Here is a 22,286-nt window from a genome sequence, read left to right as displayed (position 1 = left end):
ATAAGTGGAAATGAGCCCACAGGAAGTGAAATGACGTTCTCAATAAGTTCTATTATTTTTATTGCATTACCCGCTTGACAACGCATTACTCCGATTTTTCTTTTGCGGAAAAAGAATCATCGGTTTCAACTTGCTTGATTTCAGGCGCTATTTCAGCTACTGGCTGTTCAGGAGGCCGTTTGAGTTTTCCAATCAGCACAAAAAATAGCGGCACAAAAAATATTGCTAGAAATGTAGCGGCCAACATGCCGCCAAATACGCCCGTGCCGATCGAATGCCGGCTCGCTGCACCCGCGCCGGAAGCAATCACCAACGGGAACACCCCGAGAATAAAAGCCATGGAAGTCATGATAATAGGCCGGAAGCGAAGACGTGCCGCTTCCAGTGCAGCTTTTTCCAGCGCCAAACCAGCTGCATAGCGCTGACTAGCAAACTCCACGATTAGAATCGCATTTTTAGCGGCCAGTCCAATCAAGGTGACTAATCCGATTTGGAAATAAATATCATTGCTGAGATCACGCGACCAGATGGCCAGCAACGCTCCCAGAATACCGAACGGAATTGCCAGAATGACCGCAAATGGGATAGACCAGCTTTCATATAAAGCAGCCAATACCAAAAACACCATGAGTAATGCAAAGAAAAATACCAATACGGATTGCCCGCCAGCCTTGCGTTCCTGGAAGGATATCCCGCTCCAATCGAGCGTATACCCTTTTGGAGTCAATATTTCATTTGCTACTTGCTCCAGTGCATCCAACGCCTGTCCTGAGCTATAGCCTGGGGCGGCGCTCCCCAGCACCAGCGCTGAATTGAAACCATTAAAATGAGTAACCGGGTCAGGTCCGCTGTTAAACTCGGTGGTCACGACGGAATCCAGCGGAATCATGGTGGATGTGCCACCGTTCTGGGCACGCACATAAATCTTGCTGATATCATCCGGATTGGAGCGGTATTCTGGCAATGCTTCGGTTTGCACCCGGTAGATACGACCAAATTTCACAAAATCGTTGATATACAGATTGCCAAAATAAGCCTGCATGGTATCGAAGACTTCAGAAATAGGCACACCTAGTGCTTTGGCCCGCTCCCGGTCGACCTGTGCATAAAGCCTGGGCGCGCTTATACGGAAATTGGTGTTCGCTACCGCAATTGCTGGATGTTCCATGACCTTACTCACAAATTCCTGAGCAACCGCCGCGAATTCGGCAAAATCACCTCCGCTCGGATCTTGCAGTTGAACTGAGAACCCACCGGTAGAACCGAGCCCGCTGATCGAAGGTGCATTAAACGCCAGAATCAAGGCTTCAGGAATTTTGGCAAATTCCTGAAAAGCCGCCTCAATCAGACCGGGAACCTGCGCATGCTCACTTTCGCGGGTATCCCAATGATTTAATGGAATAAACATCGTTGCCTGATTGGTTCCCCGGGTACCGAACACAAAATTCTGGCCAGCCAGCGTATCGGTTGAATGAACTGCCGGAATTGATTGAAAGTAGCTTTCGATCTTGCTCAGCACCTCGGTTGTTCGCCCTAGAGAAGCACCATCTGGCAACTGGACAACAGTAATAAAGTACCCCTGATCTTCTTCTGGCAGAAAACTTCCCGGGGTAACCCTAAACAGACCAAGGATAACAATGATCAAAACCAGGAAGATTGCCATGGCTATCACCGAGCGCTTAAGCAGAATACCGACTGTTCCTGTATAGCGTGTTTGCATCCAATCAAACGATCGATTAAATAATTCCCAGAACCGGTTAGGGGAACCATGGCTCGGCTTGAGAACCAGGGCACACAAAGCAGGACTAAGAGTCAATGCCACGAGCCCGGAAATAGCGACAGACAACGCAATGGTAATGGCAAATTGTTTGTACAATTCGCCAGTAATCCCTCCCAAAAAGGCAGCTGGCACAAATACAGCAGTCAGCACCAGCACAATCGCAATCAGAGGACCGGTGACCTCCTCCATTGCTTTCTTGGCTGCATCCTTGGGTGATAATCCATTCTGGCTCATATGTCGCTCAACATTTTCCACCACTACGATCGCATCATCCACTACGATACCAATGGCCAGAACCATACCGAACAAGGTAAGCGTATTAATGGAAAAACCCAGAGCCGCCATACCAGCCAATGTTCCGATCAGCGAAATGGGAACGGCGACTGTGGGAATGATCGTCGCTCGCCAGCTTTGCAGAAAAAGAAAAACGACCAGAATGACCAACAGTGTTGCTTCAACGAGGGTCTTCACGACTTCCTTGATGGAAACATCAATAAATACGGTCGTATCATAGGGAATATCATGCGAGACCCCGGCAGGAAAGCTTTTGGCCAGCCTATCCATTTCTGTGCGTATCCGTTCAACAGTATCGAGTGCATTAGCCCCGGGGGAAAGAAAAGTCAATAGAAAAGTATTAGGCTTACCGTTCCAGCGCCCTTGAAGATCATAGGATTGCGCCCCCAGTTCCACCCGTGCGACATCCCGCAACCGCACCATCGAGCCATCCGGATAAGCACGAACAATCATATCCTCAAATTCCTTAACCTCGCTCATCCGGCCGCGGGTAATGACCGGAATAGTAAGTTCAGTTCCTTGCGGCATAGGCTCCCGCCCGATCCTGCCGGCGGGGAAATCCCGGTTTTGCTCGCGCACGACAGCCGCAATTTCACTTGGCGTGAGATTGAGTTGTGCCATACGGATAGGATCGAGAATTAACCGCATGGAATAATTCTGACCACCAAAAATAGTGGCATCACCAACTCCAGGCAACCGCTTAACGTTATCGAGAATTCGCAGCAATGCATAATTCGAGAGATAAACAGTGTCATGCTTGGGATCGGTGGAGCTCAAGGCAATGACCGCTAACAAATCAGGCGAAGTCTTTTTCACGGTGACTCCCTGACGAATGACTTCATCAGGCAACTGTGGCTCGGCTAGGCGCTGCCGGTTCTGCGTCTGCACCTGAGCAATATCAATATCTGTTCCGATCTCGAACGTGAGCTTCATTGTCATGTGGCCATCATTCGTGCTGGTCGATTCGTAATACAGCAGATTATCGATACCAGGCAACTGCACCTCAATCGGGCGTGCGACCGCTTCTGCAACGACTTCAGCACTGGCACCGGGATAATCTGCATCGATTTGCACCATAGGAGGAGTAATTTGCGGAAACTGCGCAACGGGCAGCGCCTGCAAAGCAACCAGACCCAATACAACAATGATGATCGATAACACCGACGCAAAAATAGGCCGGTCAATGAAAAAATGTGAGTTCATGGCACGTTATGCGCAATTAATTCTTCCGCATGAATAAGGAATGAAGTTTTTTCCTGCTGATATTGAATAATATTTACACGTGTTCCCGGCAGAATTCGATGAAATCCATCTACCACTACCCGTTCTCCTACGTGCAACCCTGATTCGATCAACCATTCATGATTATGCCAGGCGCTGGCATAAATCGGCCGCAGTTCTGCTTTCTCCTCCTCATCAATCACATAAACAAATGAGCCACTCGTTCCTTGCTGCACAGCACGCTGAGGTATGAGGATAGCGTCGGTCCGGATATAGCCCTTGATGCGAATTTTGACGAACTGGCCAGGGTAAAAATAAGACTGTCCAGGCTCTTTTCCCCCTTCCGGATTAGGAAACGTGAATCGTCCCTGCAGTGTGCCTGTTTCCGGCCGCAAGGCAACATCCGCAAAATCCAGTACTCCTTCCTCTGGATATACGCTTCCATCCGAAAAAGTCATCACCCCGCGTAATTGAAAAAGATCCGGCCTTTGCACTTTAAGTTCAGCAAGCTCGCGACGGCGGCGCAGCAGATAGCTTTCAGGAACGCTGACATTGACATACATGGGATCGAGCTGATCAATAGTCGCCAACAGGGTAGTCTGGGCAGAAATTAACCGTCCTTCATAGAAATGGCTACGGCCGATACGGCCATTTACCGGTGCGGAGATCAGGGTATTGTCCAGATCAAATTTTGCTTTTACCAGATCATTTTGTGCTGCCTCCAGTGCAGCTCTGGCTGCCAGCACTTCAGCTTCAGCATCATCAACATTTTTCTTGCTGACAGCCTGTTTCTCCAGCAATGGTTTCACACGCGCCAAATCCTGCTTTGCCTGGGTCAAGCGCGCCTGAGCTTCGGCCACTTTGGCTTTGCTGCTAAGGTAAATGGCTTTAAATGGCACAGGATCAATCAAGTATAGCCGGTCTCCTTTTTTTACATTCCGGCCCTCAGTAAAATAAACTTGTTTGATAATGCCACTGACCTGCGATCGGATCTCCACCGGGCGGAAAGCTTCAGTCTGTCCGATAAATTCCGCTTCATCTTCAACCGCCCGGGCAGTGACCGTAATGACTCCCACTTGAGGAACAGGCGGCGATGAGTTAGTAGGCGTTTTCTCGGCGCAACCAGCAAGCAGGACCAGGAATAACCCGATACTCACGCCTGCCACGGTATGCTCAACTCGTGTGGTTAATGCGGTTAGCCATTGAATCGTTTGGTCCATAAACTTGACTCTTAATTATGCTGAAAAGAAGACTATACGATAATTAACGTTCTACTGAAAACTCCACTCCCTGAAGAAGTGGATATTAGTGGCTCGCTCGCAAAGAGATTTTCTAGCAGTAAATATTGATGACAAAAATTGATCATTATGGCATCCAGCCACCACCCAAGGCTTTATAGAGCTGGACAACAGAAACCAGATGAAGGCGGTGTGTTGCCATGAGCGCAAATTCAGCATCGAACAGAGTGCGCTTGGCAAGAAGCACATCGACATAGCTGGTAATTCCCCCTTCATAACGAAGGTCAGCTACCTGCAAAGCTGAACGCAACGCCTCGACCTGTTGTTGCTGCGCCTTGCGCTGATCGTTGGCAGTACGAATAGCCACCAGCGCATCTTCCACTTCCCTGAATGCAACCAGAATAGTTTGCTCGTATTGCGCCAATACTTGTTTCGCACGCGCTTCTGCAGCCCGCTGTTCAAAACCAAGGCTTTGTGCGTTCAGCAGCGGACCCGCCAATCCGATTCCGCCTACACCAAAATCGCTATCAGAGAGCAATAGATTAGATAGCGATGGGCTAGCCACACCTAGAAAACCGGTCAATGACAGCTTGGGAAACCGCTCTGCTTTGGCCACCCCGATTCTGGCAGTAGCAGCCGCCAAGTTTTGTTCAGCCTGAAGAATATCAGGGCGCCGTTGCAATAATTCGGAAGGTAAACCAGCCGGTACTTCAGGTGGTACAACCTGCTCTGTCAGAGAACGCCCGCGCACAATCGGTAACGGCGTTCTTCCCAGCAATACACTGAGTTCATTTTCTTTCTGGACCATTAACCGCTCCAGTTCAGACACCCGCGCAGCCGCATTGGCACGCTCAGCCTCGAATTGATCCAGGTCAAGGCGGGAAATGACCCCCTCTTGCAGCTGCGCGCGCGAGATGGCCACCGATTCTTCCCACGAAAAAAGTGCGCGCCGGGCGATATCCAGCTGCATATCAAATTGCAACAGATCAAAATAGGACTGCGCTACTGCACTAACCAGCGTTAGAATGATAGCGCGCCGGTTTTCCTCGCGCGCAAGCAGATCCGCACGCGCCGCTTCATTGGCGCGGCGTATCCTCCCCCAGATATCCAGTTCCCAATTGAGCGTTGCCTGTCCGTAATAATTGAAAGGCGTCGGAAATCCGGGACGAAGAAATCCACCAAGCGTACCAAGTGCGGGCGCATTAGCTTCTATATCGATTTTGGGGACGAAATCCATGCGTGCGGTATTTAGACGAGCCTGTAGTTCCTCAACGCTCGCTACAGCTTGCTTGAGATCCTTGTTCTCTTGAAGTGCATGATTGATCAGTCGTTGCAGTTCTTCATCGTGCAGAAGCTCCCACCAGGGAAGATTGGCAATAGATTGCCCTTCCGTCTGAGTCATACGAAAATTGTCAGCGAGATCGATGTGAGGCCGCGAGTAATCAGGCCCCATGGCACAAGATGCAATCAATAGGAATGGAAGCAAGGACACTGTGCGCAAGCAGCAGCGATAGCGCTTCATTCCTATCAGGCAGGCCATGAATAATTCCTTGCTACACTCAGCAAAAGTCCACCTGATCACGTCCATCAGTTTAAAGACGATAACCAAAGTAACTGCCGTCATTCGACGATGAGAACGGTTTAGCTGCAACAACATGCCATTTCCTATTAATATTCACTGTAAAACGTCACAACCTGAATTATTTCATGTTTCTGTCACTTATATGTCTTATTGAGGGGAATCAGCTGCCACATTGATCATCCAACTGATGCCGAAGCGGTCAGTAACCATGCCAAAACAAGGTGACCAGAATGTCTTGGTCAACGGCATCTGTACCTGACCCCCGTCGGCGAGTACAGCAAAAGCACGCTCAGCTTCGGTTACTGCCGGCACAGTCAGCGACAGAGAAAAACCGCCGAAGTTTGCGCCTTCCTGGCAGCCGTCAGAAGCCATCAGTGTACTGCCACCGATGCGGAAAGCAGCATGCATGATTTTGTTGTCAAAGCCTGCTTGCAGCATGCCAGGCGGTGGAGGTTCAGGACTGTCTTTGTGGCGCAACAGCATCTCCACTTGTGCACCAAGTGCGGTACGATAGAAATCAAGCGCTTCTTCACAGCGCCCGCCGAAGAACAAATAAGGTTGGATTATTGTGTTTGGCATGGCAGTTCCTTGAATTTAAGATTAGGCAAGCGATGGCTGTGGCAAGTCATTCCCATTCTAAATCAAAACTTACTTTGCCGGCTTTTGCTTGTCATATTGTTTATACTGTCTGCAGCTCGCCTTCTCTTTATTTTGTTTTAGAAATGGAATAAATCCCCTTTCCCGAATATGCAGCGCCGAAATACGCTTGCTCAAGCATGCACCAGTGTCTTGAAGCCGCCGTATGCCATTTTCTGGCAATCAAATGGCTGATTATATGGATCGCACATTTCCTTGATTCGTGGATCAGTCATAATCCTGGCGTTGACAGCATCGCGATGCTCACGCGATTCGAACACGACCCAAGCAAATACTACAGTATCATCCGGACCGGCACCCGCTAGCTTCTTAAATGAAACCATATCTTTCACTTCCAAATCGTCACCAATGCATTCCCAATAATCGAGCGCGCCGTGCTCCTTCCAGATCTGGCTCGCTTGCTCAGCCAAGCGTTTGTAATCATTAACTTTGTCTTTCGGAAGCGGAATCACGAATCCATCTACATAGTTGCTCATACCATGATCTCCTTGCTAAATAATAGTGATTTGAGCGAAAAAGTCCATTTTATCTGACTTATATAGCTGTAAAGCCTGCACCACCGCCGCTGTACCCAAGTGCGTGCTGCGTCAGGCACATCCTTAGCCTCCCTTACACCCGCAAATACTCTTTCTTCTCCCCCAACCAGCGTTGCAGATGACGCTGAGCAGCTGCAGGATAGTCATGCAACAGGTATTCAGCGGCAGTCCGTGCAGCCTCAAGCAAATCCATGTCCTGTTGCACATCAGCGAAGCGCAGCATCGGTATGCCGCTCTGGCGGGTACCCAGAAACTCTCCCGGGCCGCGCAGTCTGAGATCCTGCCGGGCGATTTCAAAACCGTCGGTATGCTCAAAAATGATGCGCAGCCGCTGCCGTGCGATTTGAGATAATGGTTGCTGGTATAGCAGCACACATATCCCTACCTCACTGCCGCGGCCGATACGGCCACGCAGTTGGTGGAGCTGTGACAATCCCATTCGCTCCGCATGCTCAATCACCATTAGCGAAGCGTTCGGTACGTCGACACCGACTTCAATCACGGTGGTCGCAACCAGCAGCTGAATCTCTCCCTGGCTGAATGCAGTCATGATGGCTGATTTATCCTGTGCATGCAGCCGTCCGTGTACCAGGCTGACCTTTAAATCTGGAAAAGTCTGGCTGAGCACTGTATAGGTTTCAACTGCTGTTTTAAGCTGCAGAGCTTCGGATTCTTCGATCAAGGGACAGACCCAATAAGCCTGTTTGCCTGCATGGCATGCCTCCCGGACACGGGCAACCACTTCACTGCGCCGGCTTTCATCGATCAATTTAGTGATCACCGGTAATCTACCCGGCGGTAATTGATCGATGACCGATACTTCCAAATCAGCATAATAACTCATCGACAGCGTGCGCGGGATGGGTGTTGCGCTCATCATCAATTGATGCGGAAGCCAGTTTGTCTCACTGCCTTTGAGGCGCAAGGCCAAGCGTTGATGAACGCCGAAACGGTGCTGTTCATCGACAATTACCAGCCCCAAGCGGGAAAACTGGACTTGCTCCTGAAACAAGGCGTGCGTCCCCACAGTCAGCATGGCATTACCCGCCGCAATTTCTGTCAATTCATGCGCACGCTGCTTCTTTGTCTGGCTCCCAGACAACCATGCCACAGTGACACCGAGCGGTGCGAACCAGGATAGAAATTTTTGATAATGCTGCTCAGAAAGTATCTCCGTTGGCGCCATGACGGCGGCCTGATAACCGTTTTCAATCGCCTGCAAAGCCGCCAGTGCAGCCACAATCGTTTTGCCGCTGCCCACATCACCTTGTAACAGTCGTTGCATGGGATTCGCAGCAGAAAGGTCGCGTTTGATTTCAGTCAGTGCTTTTTTTTGAGCATCAGTCAGATCGAAAGCAAGCGATGCGAGCAGTGCCTGCGTCAAATGGTTCTTCTCCTGCAAAACGGGCGCCCGATAGCTTCGCCGCTGACGATAATGCATGCGCATGGATAATTGCTGCGCTAATAGCTCATCAAATTTGATGCGGCGCCAGGCTGGATGAGTGCGATTTTGCAGTAACCCCATGGCGATATCAGGAGGAGGCTGATGTAGTAGCCAGATACTTTCTCTAAATCCTATCAGCTGATACTGCGTCAATATCGTTTCTGGCAGTGTTTCTGCTAAGAAATCAGTGTTACGGCTATCTCTTAAAATTTGTTGAATCAGTTTGGTGATAGTTGATTGCGCAACACCGGCTGTTGTCGAGTAGATAGGCGTTAAGGTATCAGCAAGTGGCGCTTCCTCATGCACAGACCGGCATTTGGGATGAATCATCTCTGCGCCAAAGAAACCAGTACGCACTTCGCCAAGCACCCTGAGCCGGACCCCTGGCGAGTAGGCTTTCACTTGAGCTGGATAAAAATTAAGAAAGCGGATAAAAAGGACGCCGCTGGTATCCTTTAACTGGCATACCAGCTGCCGCCGTGGATGGGTGATAATCTCGCAATCAACGATCACCCCTTCGATCTGAACAGTTTTACCTTCAGGAATGTCTCTGATGGGGTAAAGCCGAGTCTCATCCTCATAGCGAAGGGGTAAATGCAGAAGCAGATCTAATTCATTGTGTATACCCAACTTGACCAGCTTTTGCTGCAGTGGCTGATTGATCCAGGAAAAAGGATTGCTCTTGAGCGTGTTCAAGTGAGTCGCTTAATTATCCTTCGTTATGCTCTTTCTGCCTGAATGGCCTACGCTATCACCCTTCATTTAGGTAACACCATCACTGCATCTATTTCAACCAACGCACCGCGCGGCAGCGCTGCCACGCCGATCGCTGCCCGCGCTGGATAAGGCTGGCTAAAATGATTGGCCATGATTTCATTGACTTTGGCAAAATTGGCAAGATCCGTCAGATAGACATTTAATTTGACGATATCACCCAAACCGCCGCCGCTTGCCACTGCAACCGCTTTCATATTATGTATGACACGTTCAATTTGTGACTCGATACCTTCGACCATCTGCATCGTCACGGGGTCGAGACCGATTTGACCAGAAAGATAAACCGTCTCTCCCCCGCTCACACGTATTGCCTGCGAATAGGTGCCAATTGCTTGCGGTGCTTCAGTCGTCTGGATAATTTGTTTATTCATTTTATCTCCTCAAATATTAAGATAATATAGCTTCAGTCAATAATTTTCATTTAGGCGCCTGGTCAAACTTCAATGCACCTCTCTTTGTTACAGCAATTCTGATAACCCAAACAAATCCATGCAAAAACTCGTTATTCATGGCGGTAAGCCGCTTAGTGGCGAAATTAACATTTCTGGTGCAAAAAATGCAGCACTACCCGCACTGTGCGCCTCATTACTGACCAACGACACACTCAAACTCAGAAATGTCCCTGATCTCAAAGATGTTTCGACCATGCTGCATTTGTTGCAGCAAATGGGCGTGGCCATCTTAACAAACGATCAAGCAGGAATGGAACTGTCAGCTGTTCATCTTACCAATCCAACCGCCCCTTATGAAATGGTCAAGACCATGCGTGCCGCCATTCTGGTACTTGGGCCGCTACTTGCCCACAAGGGTGAGGCCACCATTTCCTTACCTGGTGGCTGCGCCATTGGCCTTCGGCCGGTTGATCAGCATATTAAAGGTTTACAGGCCATGGGTGCAGAAATCATGATCGAACATGGCTATATTCATGCCAAAGCTAAAAAGCTGACTGGCACACGCATCGTGATGGATATCGTCACTGTGACCGGTACCGAGAATCTGATGATGGCAGCCACGCTTGCTACTGGCATAACGATACTGGAAAACGCTGCGCGTGAACCCGAGATCATTGATCTGGCGCAGTGCCTGATTAAAATGGGCGCAAAAATTGAAGGCGCAGGAACAAATGTCATTACCATTCAAGGTGTCAAGGCATTGCATGGTTGCACACATGATGTCATGCCTGACCGTATTGAAACAGGTACTTTCCTGACAGCAGTGACCGCCAGTAACGGCGATATTTATCTTAAAGGTGCCCGACCAGATACGCTGGATGCAATCATCAATAAACTACTCGAAGCAGGGGCCACTATCAATTCAGGAAAAAGCTGGATTCATCTCAGCATGAACAAGCCACCCAAATCAGTAAACGTGCGGACAGCACCCTACCCTGCTTTCCCAACGGATATGCAAGCCCAGTTCATGGCGCTCAACAGCGTCGCGAGTGGCACCGCCATCATCACTGAAACAATTTTTGAGAATCGCTTCATGCATGTTCAGGAATTGAAACGCATGAATGCGGATATCACAGTGGAAGGCAATACCGCCATCGTGCATGGAATACCCCGCCTTGATGGAGCGGGTGTCATGGCGACTGATCTGCGTGCGTCAGCCAGTCTGGTAATAGCAGGATTGATAGCGCGAGGAGAAACGGTCATTGACCGCATTTATCATCTTGATCGTGGCTATGAGCGCATTGAACAAAAGTTATCGCAACTGGGCGCCCAGATCGAGCGCATAAATTAAAAAAACCCCAGTAATGCTTACTGGGGTTGCATCAGCAGGATTTAAAGCATTAGCTACCGGATAATGCTGCTTGTTTATAGCTAATGACCACGGTAGCCAAGCGCGCATTCAATCCCATGACGGGAACAACCAACAGTTTCTTGCCATTGACGTCTGACATGATGGTAATTTTGCGTTGCTGAAGAACCTCAGCCGGATAGATTTCTTTCCCTTCTGCTTGTTCCAGTTTTTTATCGGTCGATACCAACAGTTTGCCTTCTTCACTGATCAATACGACACGTTCCGTTTCTTTCAGTTTAACCAACTCATTCAGGTATTGACTGACCTGATCAAGGTTGTTGCGAATCAATTCGCCACGCACTGCCCATGATAAAACTTGGCCAAAACGTTCTTCTTCTTTGTTATATTGGCTGTCGGCATACTCACGTGCTTTTCTAATAATGATGGCACGTTCAGTTTCAAGATTCTGGGCCATTTCAGTGCGCTCTTTTTCCAAACGGGATTCAGCTTGACTGACCGCAATATGTTTCCAGGCGAAAACCAGTAATATGATTCCTAGAAAAACCAAAAGTGACCATGCGGGCAATTGCATATGCTGAAGCTTGGCAATTGGGGCAAATTTTTGGCCCAATATATTAAATAGTGAGGCAGGTTTAGCCCACTCAACTTTATTTTTTTCGCTTTGCTCACCTTCATTTTGCTTGTACTGATCTGTCATGAAATAGCTCCTTGTTGATGTGACAGGAAAGAAAGGCTCCAATTATCCACTATTCCGGATTGAAGGCAAAGAAAAGTTCATAATATTTTGTATGGGGGATCTAAAGGAATGTTGTAAATTGAATCACTCTGTTTTTGATTGGATAAACAACTACAACAGAGGCCATTACAAAGAATTTGCCAATAGGAAAAATTCCAAACTCTCCAGCATCAGTAGCACGGTGATGCGGCTACAAAGCAAGACGTCATGAGACACATAATCACCTCCACAATAAAGCGCAACATGCGATGCGAATCCTGCTATATGTCATGATCTTAGCTTTCCAACTAAGCGGCCGATTACGGTTCTAGGTTAGAATATCGTCTTTCATAACCCTACAACTATCCAATTATATTCATTCGAAATGGAGAAAAAAGCCGCAGTGGAAAATAATGCCAAGACTTGGTCAGGGCGATTCAATGAACCTGTTTCTCAATTGGTGCAGCGATACACCGCCTCAGTTAATTTCGATAAACGAATGGCTGAATACGATATACAGGGATCGCTGGCACACGCGCAAATGCTTGCAGCAGTAGGTGTTATCAGCTCAGTTGATCTGGCCGCCATCGAGCTCGGACTCGGTCAAATTCTAGAAGAAATTCGCAATAACAGCTTTGACTGGCACATCGAGTTAGAAGATGTTCATCTTAATATCGAGAAACGTCTGACCACACTCATCGGCGATGCAGGAAAAAGATTACATACTGCCCGTTCCCGTAATGATCAGGTTGCAACCGATATCAGGCTTTATCTACGGGCCTCGATTGATGACATCATCACTCTCATCAGGAAAATGCAGCAAGCTTTATTGGATCTAGCCGAGCAACATACTGAAACAGTGATGCCGGGTTTTACCCATCTGCAAGTAGCCCAGCCTGTTTCATTCGGCCATCATCTCATGGCTTATTATGAGATGTTATGCAGAGATTCAGAAAGGTTGCTGGACTGTCGCAAGCGTGTCAATAAATTACCGCTGGGAGCGGCGGCACTGGCTGGCACCAGCTACCCCATTGACCGTGCAATGGTCGCGCAAACGCTTGGTTTTGATGGTATTTGCCGCAACTCGCTGGACGCCGTATCGGATCGTGATTTCGCAGTAGAGTTTTGCGCCTGCGCAGCACTGATCATGACGCACCTGTCGCGCTTTTCTGAAGAGTTGATTATCTGGATGAGTCCAGCCTTCAATTTCATCCGACTTGCGGACCGTTTTTGTACCGGTTCATCCATTATGCCGCAAAAGAAAAACCCGGACGTTCCTGAGTTGGTCCGTGGAAAAACAGGACGTATCAATGGCCATCTGGTGGCACTGCTGACGCTGATGAAATCCCAGCCACTTGCCTATAACAAGGATAACCAGGAAGACAAAGAGCCCTTGTTTGATACCGTCGATACTTTAATGGACACACTGCGTATTTATACGGAGATGCTTTCTGGCATAACTGTCAATAATGACGTCATGCGTCATGCAGCCAGGCGTGGTTATGCCACGGCAACTGATCTGGCAGATTATCTAGTCAAAAAGGGCCTGCCCTTCCGTGATGCACACGAAATCGTCGCACAAGCAGTTCGTTTTGCTGAAAATAAAAGCTGTGACTTGAGCGAGCTTGCACTGTCTGAATTGAAGCAGTTCTCCGCCGCTATTGAAGAAGATATCTTTTCGATTCTGACGCTCGAAGGTTCCCTCAAAAGCCGCAATCATGCAGGTGGAACAGCGCCAGCGCAAGTCCGCACCGCGATTATGCAGGCAAGACAGGAGTTATCCACTCAATAAATCATGATGCGATCGATCAGTAATTTATCCTCACAGTCTCCCTGGTCAGAAATCGTCCAGCAGATTTCTTCCCTCGGCACTCATTTTGTTTTGGAAAAGATCAACGCTATTGGCGGTGGCTGTATCAATGAGGCTTATCATATCCAGGGTAGCGGTCAGTACTATTTTGTCAAACTAAATAAAGCAAGCAGCTTGCCAATGTTTGAAGCAGAAGCGGCTGGCCTTAGCGAAATACAGAATTCTCATACCTTGCGCGTTCCTGAACCAAAATGCTGCGGTTGTAATGATTTTAATGCATGGTTAGTGCTGGAATATCTGGAATTAAGACATACCCCCAATCAGCATGCCGATGCATTAGCTTTAAGTTTGGCCAACATGCATCGCACTTTCTCCGATCAGTTCGGCTGGATACGTAACAATACAATCGGCTCAACCTTACAAAAGAACGATCGTTCATCTGACTGGATTCATTTCTGGCGTCATAACCGCCTGGAATATCAGCTTAAGCTTGCCAGCATAAACGGTTATACCGGCAAACTACAAACCCGCGGCGAGCGTCTTATAGCCGATCTGGACGCATTCTTCGCTGGATCTCACATCAACGCTTGCTTATTGCATGGCGATCTATGGAGCGGTAATTATTCTTTTGACACAACAGGACAGCCCGTATTATTTGATCCTGCCGTCTATTATGGAGACCGTGAAGCCGATCTCGCTATGACCGAGCTTTTTGGAGGATTCCCGGCGCAATTCTATGCAAGCTATCAAGACGCCTATCCTCTTGATCCTGGCTACTCTACCCGCAAAACACTGTACAATCTCTACCATATTTTGAATCATCTGAACCTGTTTGGCAGCGGCTACCTGCGTCAAGCAGAGCAAATGCTGGATAGCTTGCTTGCCGAAATAACCTAAAGTAGTGATGCAAGGCTTCACTATTTCTTGTGTCTGATTGTAAAGGCATGATAGACGCAATAGAATAAGATCAGAGTAGGATTGAAAGCCAGAGTGACTAATTGATTAGACTCTTTGTTATTTAACGAATTGAATAAGGATTGCTATGCCACAAAGCTCAACTATTTATAAGCGCCTGCGAAGCCTCGAAAAACATCTTGCTGAAGAACATCCCGATAATCCGGTATTGACTAAGGCCGTTCACAGTTTTCGCAAGTTAGATCGTGTAGCTCAAGATATCGGCTTGCTGGACAGAAATGAATCTTATGCAACCTATGTCACCTGGTGGCCGATGATTGCTGTCCTGGGAACCTTTTCGGCGGGTAAATCAACTTTTATCAATTCCTATTTAGGTCTGCATTTACAACGTACGGGCAATCAGGCAGTCGACGATAAATTCACCGTGATTTGCTACAGCAGCGACGATGAAATCAAGACATTACCTGGTGTCGCATTAGATGCTGATCCGCGTTTTCCTTTTTACCAAATCAGCCGCAGTATTACAGAAATTTCAGAAGCTGGACCGCAGCGTATCGATGCTTATATTCAGCTAAAAACATGCCCTTCCGAAAAAATCCGCGGCAAGATTATGATCGATTCTCCTGGATTCGATGCAGACAGTCAGCGTAACTCCACTTTGCGGCTGACCCAACATATCATTGATTTATCTGATTTGGTACTCGTATTCTTTGATGCACGTCACCCCGAACCAGGCGCTATGAAAGATACCCTGGAATATCTGGTGGCAGGCACAATTAATCGTGCAGACTCAAATAAATTCCTTTATATCCTCAACCAAATGGATATCACCGCCAAAGAAGACAATCCAGAAGAAGTTGTCTCTGCCTGGCAACGTTCCCTGGCCCAAGCAGGCTTACTGGCGGGTAAGTTTTACCGGATTTATAATCCTGACGCAGCATCTCCGATTGGCGATGCACAAATCAAAGAACGTTACGAGAAAAAACGTGATGAAGATATGGCAGAGATCAATACGCGCATGCAGCAAATCGAAGTTGAGCGATCTTATCGCATCGCCGGCATGCTTGAGCAAACGGCAGAAACTATTGAGAATCAGACTATTCACAAGCTTACCAGCATGCTGCACAGCTGGAAAAAGCGTGTAATCCTGTTTGACAGCATTTTATTCAGCATGCTGCTGGTTCTAAGCGGCTTGGTTTTATACCAAACCGACAGCTGGAATCTGTTGAAAACATTTGGTGAAAATATCATGGCATGTGAAACATCTTCACTCGTGATGCTTGCCTTGTTACTAGGCGTGATTGGCTATATTCATTTTACCGTCCGTAGCAAAGCTGCCAACAGCATCATCCGGAAACTTCCCGCGGAATTTGGTCATGATCATACCGCCTGTCAGCAATATACACAGGCCTTCATTAAAAGCACCGCAGCCTATCGGCCCATGTTTTTACAAAAACCGGCTGGCTGGAATGCGACCAACCAACTGATACTTAACCAGGTCAAGAATGAAGCCAATGATTATATCCAGTCATTGAATGATCAATTTACCAATCCATCTGGCCGCAAAGCTGAGGTTGCAACTGAAGAAGAGGAATCCACTGCCGAAAGTGTAGCCGCGACTGAAACCAAAACCGAACAGTCACGACAAGAATAATAATTCAACCAAGGCAGCCCTATTAAGACTAAGAAATCAGTCTTATTTTTCTAATAGCAGACTCTAAATCAATACCCCCGGCAAAACCGGGGGTTGCTTTCGCAAAAACGCAACAAGCACTCAATACACTCCAGGCGCTCACGCTCAATTATCCACGTTGCTTTTCCTGTTGTAGATTCCGGCAGTACGTTTACTACCTCGAGATTACTTTATGCAAAGTTACTTTACCTATGGCCGGGTTTGTTGGTTCTGGTTTCAATAATCTCGGCATCTTCAATGTCAACACGCTTCTCTTGCTCATCAAATCGAGTGGAGTTTTGCAGTTTGTGTCGTAGCCACCAGAATCTTATTCCTATACCAGCAACGATGATCACAAACAGAGCAAGAAAAATCGAAAAAAAGAACACACCCAGAATCAGTAGGCCGATAAGCACTGGAATAAGCGCTAAGTAAAATAACCAGCGTTGCAATGGAGAAATGGGTTCGTTTGGTAACGGCCCCGTCTGTCGATAAATTCTACTAATGATGATTTTTCTGTGCTCATCATTCATGATAACAACTCCTCAATTTCCTCCACCGTTTTAGGTGCGGCAACAGTCAACACTTCATGACCGGCAGCTGTCACTGCCACGTCATCCTCGATACGCACACCGATATTCCAGAAATGCTGCGGCACATTATCCGCTGGCCGAATATAACATCCTGGCTCCACCGTCAAAGTCATCCCGGCTGACAAACAACGCCACTGACCATTCTGTTTATATTCTCCTGCATCGTGCACATCCAATCCCAGCCAGTGGCCGGTACGGTGCATATAAAAACGTTTGTAATCTTCTGACTCAATTACTGCATCTGCGCTGCCTTGGCAAAGACCCAGATCGATCAGTCCCTGAGCAAGCACCTGTAAAGCAGCTTGATGGGGCCTATCCCAACTATTGCCCGGTTGCACCGTTGCGATTGCTGCCATTTGCGCCGCAAGCACCAACTGGTAAACATCTTTTTTCGCCGAGGTAAATCTTCTATCTACCGGAAAAGTACGCGTGATATCGGCGGCGTAACCGTTAAATTCGCAGCCGGCATCGATCAGCAGCAAATCACCGGAATTAAGCTGCGCACTATTTTCGATGTAATGCAATACGCACGCATTGGCGCCCCCTGCCACAATGGGTGAATAGGCAGGCGCCTGCGCGCCATGCCGGCGAAACTCGTGCAATAACTCAGCTTCGATCTCATATTCATACATGCCTGGCTTGACTTTCTGCATTGCCCGGCAATGCGCGCCAGCAGAAATCCTGGCGGCATGACGCATAAGCGAAAGCTCCTCCTCGCTTTTGAACAAGCGCATTTCATCCAGAATATGGCGCACATCGCGTATTTCATTGGGTGCGGATACACCACTTCGCACTTGCTCCCGCACACGATTGATCCAGCTGATGAGACATGCATCCCATCCCGCATCCTGCCCCAACATGGAATAGACGGTTGGCTGATTCTCAAGTAATTTCGGTATCCATTCGTTCAATTTGGCGATGGGGTAAGCAGCATCAAAACCATACGCTTCCCGTGCCGCATCGGGGCCGTAACGAAAGCCATCCCAGATTTCACGTTCCTTATCCTTTTCCCGGCAAAACAGGATTTGTTCCGCATTTCCCTGACTATTCGCAGCAATCATGACCAGTACCGCCTCAGGTTCATCAAAGCCCGTGAGATAATAAAAATAGCTATCAAAGCGATAGGGATAAAACGCATCCCGGTTTCTGATTCTTAGAGGCGAAGTTGCAATGATGGCAACACCTGTCTGCATTTGCGATAGTAAGTGCGACCGTCGATCGCTAAAAGTTTTGATCTGATTCATAATGGTTTGATTTTTACAGGAAATAACAGCAAAAGCAACGCAAAATGACCATTTTCCTGAAGATTAATGAGCCTGCTCCCAATTATCACCCACTCCCACTTCGACGCGTAATGGCACATTTAGTTTGCTGACATTCTCCATTAAGTACGGCAATCTGTTTTTTATGATGTCTACTTCCTCATCCGGCACTTCCAGCACCAATTCGTCATGAACCTGCATAATCAGCTTGCTTCCCATTTTTTCCTTTAGCAGCCAGTCATGCACGGCAATCATGGCAAGTTTAATGATATCTGCTGCTGTTCCTTGCATAGGCGCATTGATCGCAGCACGTTCCGCACCCAATCTGCGATTGTGATTGGAACTGTTGATTTCCGGCAGCCATAAGCGGCGTCCGAAGACAGTTTCGACATAGCCTTTTTCCCTGGCCTGCAGCCGGGTTCTCTGCATATAATCAGCCACCCCGGGATAACGGGCGAAATAACGGTCGATATAAACGCGCGCGGCACTGCGTTCAATTCCTAATTGGTTTGCCAAGCCAAAATCCGACATACCATAAATGAGTCCGAAATTAATCACCTTGGCGTAGCGGCGCTGCTCTTGATCAATTTGATCCGCCGCTACGCCAAACACTTCGGCTGCGGTGGCACGGTGAATATCCTCATCCGCAGCAAATGCCTTAAGCAATCCTTCATCCCGGGAAATATGCGCCATGATGCGCAACTCAATCTGGGAATAATCCGCCGAAATAATACGACAACCAGCAGGTGCTATGAATGCTTCACGAATACGTCGACCTTCCTGTCTGCGTACCGGAATATTTTGCAAATTTGGATCATTGCTCGCCAACCGGCCGGTGACAGCAACTGCTTGTGCATAATTGGTATGCACTCGCCGGGTATTGCCATCTACCATTAACGGCAATTTGTCAGTATAGGTCGACTTGAGTTTAGCCAAACCCCGGTATTCAAGCAGCAGCTTGGGCAGCGGATAATCTTGCGCAAGTTGTTGCAACACGTCTTCATCGGTCGATGGCAAGCCTTTGGGTGTTTTCTTGAGGACCGGCAATTTAAGCTGGTTAAACAGCATTTCCTGGATTTGCTTGGTTGAATTCAAGTTGAATGCTTGTCCAGCAATCAAATAAGCCTGTTGTTCCAGCGCCAGCAACTGTGTTTCCAGCTCACGGCTTTGCGCATGCAAAAGCGCCACGTCCAGCAGCACGCCATTACGCTCAATCTGAAACAATACATTCAGCAGTGGTAGCTCCAGCTCACGATAAATATAATCAAGTTGCGTCTGACTTTCAATTTTAGGGTACAAGCACTGATGCAATTGCAGTGTGATATCAGCATCTTCTGCCGCGTAACAGGTGGCCTGCTCAATCATTACCTGATCAAAGCCAATCCGGCTGGCGCCCTTACCAGTTATGTCATCATAGGTAATCGTTTTTATCCCCAAATGACGTAATGCCAGGCTATCCATGTTATGCGATTGATGGGATTCCAGCACATAAGACTGCAGCAGCGTATCGTGGACAATACCATTCAGACTGACGCCATGATTGGCAAAAACATGCTTATCGTATTTCAGGTTCTGTCCGACTTTCAATTTTGCCGGATTCTCAAGCCAGGGTTTCATTTTACTTAACACCAAACTGATATCCAATTGCTGCGGCGCGCCGGGAAAGCGATGCGCGAGCGGCAAATAAGCTGCTTCGCCGGGCTCAATGCATAATGAAATTCCTATCAGTTGCGCCTGCATCGGGCTCAAACTGGTCGTTTCAGTATCGAGCGAAACCAGCGGAGTCGCCTCACAGCGCACCAACCATTGTTCGAGCTGTTCCTCTGTGAAAATGGTTTCATAAGCAGACGCAATCTCTCCTCCAGGCAAGTGCGCTATTTTACGTTGCTGATCGGCCGCTGACGCAGGATCTGAATGAGCAGCACCTAACTGCCCATTTTGCTGCAGCTCCCGCAACCATGATTTAAAGTCCAGCTGGTCAAAGAGCATCACCAGCTTTTGCGTATTTTGCGGCCTCATGACCAAGTCATGCAAATCAAGCGGCAGTGCCACATCACACTTAATCATCAGCAAGGTACGAGATATCTGCAACCAAGGTATTGCCTTGCGCAAATTCTCTCCGACAACTCCGCCTATTTCATTGGCATGTGCGATGATATTATCCAGAGCACCATATTGTGCCAGCCATTTCACTGCCGTTTTCGGTCCTACTTTCTCAACGCCTGGAATGTTATCCGTGCTATCTCCCACCAATGCCAGGTAATCGAGTATTTGCGCAGGAGCGACACCAAATTTCTTCTGCACACCCGCTTCATCCAGCATCTCATTGTTCATGGTATTAATCAATTTGATATCAGAATTAACCAACTGTGCAATATCTTTATCACCTGTGGAAATAATGCATTGCATGCCTGCCTGATTCGCTTTTTTAGCGAGTGTCCCGATCACATCATCCGCCTCAACCCCTTCTATGATCAGCAAAGGCCAGCCCATCGCCTCGATGCATTCATGCAATGGTGCAATTTGCTGAGACAAATCCGCCGGCATTGAAGGGCGGTGCGCTTTATATTGCGGGTAAATCTCATCACGAAAAGTTTTGCCTTTTGCATCAAACACGCACGCGCTATAATCTGCATGGTATTCCTTGTGCAGGCGGCGTAGCATGTTAAGCACACCGTAAATTGCGCTAGTTGGTTCATTCTGTCGGTTACGTAAATCGGGTAATGCATGAAAAGCACGGTACAAATAAGATGAACCATCAACTAACAAAAGCGTTTTCATTTAGAAAAGGACCTCTATGAGCTTGCAAGAAAAATTGGGCGGTATCAAGTCTCTGGAAAAACCTTGGTCAATAAAAGAGTCATGGCGTGTATTCGGCATCATGTCAGAGTTCGTCGAAGGTACAGAGCGTTTGGAATATATCCAGCCGGCAGTCAGCATATTCGGCAGCGCGCGTACCGAGCCAGATCACCCCTATTATAAATTAACTGAAGTCATTGCACGGCAATTGTCGGATGCGGGCTTTTCGGTGATTTCTGGCGGCGGTCCAGGCATTATGGAAGCTGCCAACAAAGGTGCGTATTTTGGCAAATCTCCCAGTGTGGGCCTTAATATCCAGCTTCCGCATGAGCAGCACCGTAATATTTATCAGGATGTCAGTCAATCATTTCGCCATTTTTTTGCTAGAAAATACATGTTCGTCAAATTTGCGACAGCTTATGTCGTTATGCCTGGTGGATTTGGCACGGTAGATGAGCTGATGGAAGCGTTAACACTAGTGCAAACAGGCAAAACGAGAAAAATGCCCATTATTTTAGTATGTTCGGATTTCTGGCGAGGTCTGCTCGACTGGTTTCAGCAGGTGCTTATCAATGAAGGTTATATTTCCCCGGAAGATATGAATCTGATTCAGGTCATTGATGAACCAGCTGAAATCGTCAATGCAATCTTTCAATATTATGAAACCTCTGGCTTTGAACCCACACCTGCTGAAAGAGAAATTCAGCTCAATTTGTAACAATCCACTTTATTTCAGATAGAATGAACGCTACCAACCGCCAGGAACCTGCATGCAGCCCATAAAGACTATTCTATTTTTGTGTGCTATTTGGTTTACGCTGTCAGTATCTGCACAATCCAATCAGCACCCCAAAGACCCGCAATCACCTCCAGAACTGCCTGATTTAGCACCTGACGAGGAACCGCAACTGCCCGATCTGCCTGATCTGGGAGGCGATCCAGCACTGGAACCGCAAGTGACGATTATCAAGGGTAAAGAAGAAACTGTGGAAGAATACCGGGTCAATGGCCAGTTATATATGATTAAGGTCATCCCTCGCATCGGCAAGCCCTTCTACCTGCTAAATAAGCGGAGTCCGGTCGGTGAGCCCCATCGAGGTGATCTTGAAGGTTATGGGGTGAACGTCCCAATGTGGGAGCTTTACAGATTTTGAGACTCACGCCACCAGTACGGAGAAAATAATCGCTACGTGAGGCTTAAATCTATCTATTGACGCTTTTTCTATC

Annotated in this window: 17 protein-coding genes; 6 read left to right on the top strand and 11 right to left on the bottom strand. The window is 47.9% G+C overall.

What is annotated here, in order from left to right; genetic code table 11:
- Positions 1–85: 85 nt before the first annotated feature.
- The 7 genes from J5I83_RS13655 to J5I83_RS13625 form a co-directional block, all read right to left on the bottom strand.
- Positions 86–3,277, bottom strand: a complete 3,192-nt coding sequence (locus tag J5I83_RS13655) for a multidrug efflux RND transporter permease subunit (RefSeq protein ID WP_304057078.1) — start codon at positions 3,275–3,277, stop codon at positions 86–88.
- The gene (locus tag J5I83_RS13650; RefSeq protein WP_304057076.1) at positions 3,274–4,515 is read right to left on the bottom strand and encodes an efflux RND transporter periplasmic adaptor subunit; all 1,242 of its coding nucleotides are present in this window, start codon (positions 4,513–4,515) and stop codon (positions 3,274–3,276) included. Before J5I83_RS13650 ends, J5I83_RS13655 begins: the two co-directional genes overlap by 4 nt.
- A gap of 145 nt (positions 4,516–4,660) precedes the next feature.
- Positions 4,661–6,190, bottom strand: a complete 1,530-nt coding sequence (locus J5I83_RS13645; protein WP_304057072.1) for an efflux transporter outer membrane subunit — start codon at positions 6,188–6,190, stop codon at positions 4,661–4,663.
- A 72-nt stretch (positions 6,191–6,262) separates the two neighbouring features.
- On the bottom strand, positions 6,263–6,694 hold the full coding sequence (locus J5I83_RS13640) for a VOC family protein (RefSeq protein WP_304057069.1): 432 nt from the start codon (positions 6,692–6,694) through the stop codon (positions 6,263–6,265).
- A gap of 191 nt (positions 6,695–6,885) precedes the next feature.
- Positions 6,886–7,248: a DUF1428 domain-containing protein gene (locus J5I83_RS13635; protein WP_304057067.1), complete on the bottom strand. Its 363-nt coding sequence runs from the start codon at positions 7,246–7,248 to the stop codon at positions 6,886–6,888.
- A gap of 133 nt (positions 7,249–7,381) precedes the next feature.
- Entirely contained in the window at positions 7,382–9,448 is a 2,067-nt protein-coding gene (gene recG / locus J5I83_RS13630; RefSeq protein WP_304057064.1) for an ATP-dependent DNA helicase RecG, read from the bottom strand.
- Between the two features lie 62 nt (positions 9,449–9,510).
- Complete coding sequence (locus J5I83_RS13625) at positions 9,511–9,900, bottom strand: RidA family protein (protein WP_304057061.1); 390 nt, start codon at positions 9,898–9,900, stop codon at positions 9,511–9,513.
- A 118-nt stretch (positions 9,901–10,018) separates the two neighbouring features.
- Between J5I83_RS13625 and murA the strand changes: the two genes are divergently transcribed.
- Positions 10,019–11,272 (top strand): UDP-N-acetylglucosamine 1-carboxyvinyltransferase, encoded by a 1,254-nt coding sequence (murA, locus tag J5I83_RS13620; RefSeq protein ID WP_304057059.1) that lies wholly within the window; start codon positions 10,019–10,021, stop codon positions 11,270–11,272.
- 49 nt (positions 11,273–11,321) lie between these two features.
- On the opposite strand, the gene J5I83_RS13615 is transcribed toward murA, so the two are convergent.
- On the bottom strand, positions 11,322–11,990 hold the full coding sequence (locus tag J5I83_RS13615; RefSeq protein WP_304057056.1) for a hypothetical protein: 669 nt from the start codon (positions 11,988–11,990) through the stop codon (positions 11,322–11,324).
- Positions 11,991–12,393: 403 nt separating this feature from the next.
- Between J5I83_RS13615 and argH the strand changes: the two genes are divergently transcribed.
- The 3 genes from argH to J5I83_RS13600 all read left to right on the top strand — a co-directional run bounded on the left by argH (position 12,394) and on the right by J5I83_RS13600 (position 16,387).
- Positions 12,394–13,800 carry an argininosuccinate lyase gene (gene argH / locus J5I83_RS13610; protein WP_304057054.1) on the top strand — a complete coding sequence of 469 codons (1,407 nt, stop codon included), beginning with the start codon at positions 12,394–12,396 and terminating at the stop codon, positions 13,798–13,800.
- Positions 13,801–13,803: 3 nt separating this feature from the next.
- A complete protein-coding gene (locus J5I83_RS13605; protein ID WP_304057052.1) occupies positions 13,804–14,715 on the top strand; it encodes a fructosamine kinase family protein in 912 nt (303 codons plus the stop codon).
- A gap of 145 nt (positions 14,716–14,860) precedes the next feature.
- Complete coding sequence (locus J5I83_RS13600; protein WP_304057051.1) at positions 14,861–16,387, top strand: dynamin family protein; 1,527 nt, start codon at positions 14,861–14,863, stop codon at positions 16,385–16,387.
- Positions 16,388–16,611: 224 nt separating this feature from the next.
- Here J5I83_RS13600 and J5I83_RS13595 read toward each other — a convergent pair whose 3' ends face one another.
- The 3 genes from J5I83_RS13595 to polA all read right to left on the bottom strand — a co-directional run bounded on the left by J5I83_RS13595 (position 16,612) and on the right by polA (position 21,041).
- On the bottom strand, positions 16,612–16,938 hold the full coding sequence (locus J5I83_RS13595; protein WP_304057050.1) for a hypothetical protein: 327 nt from the start codon (positions 16,936–16,938) through the stop codon (positions 16,612–16,614).
- Entirely contained in the window at positions 16,935–18,242 is a 1,308-nt protein-coding gene (pepP, locus tag J5I83_RS13590) for a Xaa-Pro aminopeptidase (RefSeq protein WP_304057048.1), read from the bottom strand. The genes J5I83_RS13595 and pepP overlap by 4 nt, the downstream gene beginning before the upstream one ends.
- A 63-nt stretch (positions 18,243–18,305) precedes the next feature.
- The gene (gene polA, locus J5I83_RS13585) at positions 18,306–21,041 is read right to left on the bottom strand and encodes a DNA polymerase I (protein WP_304057046.1); all 2,736 of its coding nucleotides are present in this window, start codon (positions 21,039–21,041) and stop codon (positions 18,306–18,308) included.
- A 16-nt stretch (positions 21,042–21,057) separates the two neighbouring features.
- Between polA and J5I83_RS13580 the strand changes: the two genes are divergently transcribed.
- Together J5I83_RS13580 and J5I83_RS13575 are read left to right on the top strand one after the other, a co-directional pair.
- A complete protein-coding gene (locus J5I83_RS13580; protein WP_304057043.1) occupies positions 21,058–21,777 on the top strand; it encodes a TIGR00730 family Rossman fold protein in 720 nt (239 codons plus the stop codon).
- A 52-nt stretch (positions 21,778–21,829) separates the two neighbouring features.
- Positions 21,830–22,213, top strand: coding sequence for a DUF2782 domain-containing protein (locus J5I83_RS13575; protein WP_304057041.1), 384 nt, complete (start codon positions 21,830–21,832; stop codon positions 22,211–22,213).
- The last annotated feature ends 73 nt before the right edge of the window (positions 22,214–22,286 follow it).

The organism is Nitrosomonas communis (assembly GCF_024102715.1).
GTDB lineage: Bacteria > Pseudomonadota > Gammaproteobacteria > Burkholderiales > Nitrosomonadaceae > Nitrosomonas > Nitrosomonas communis_B.
The sequence above is the reverse complement of the archived record's forward strand: the minus strand, read 5'-3'. Positions and strand labels throughout refer to the sequence as shown.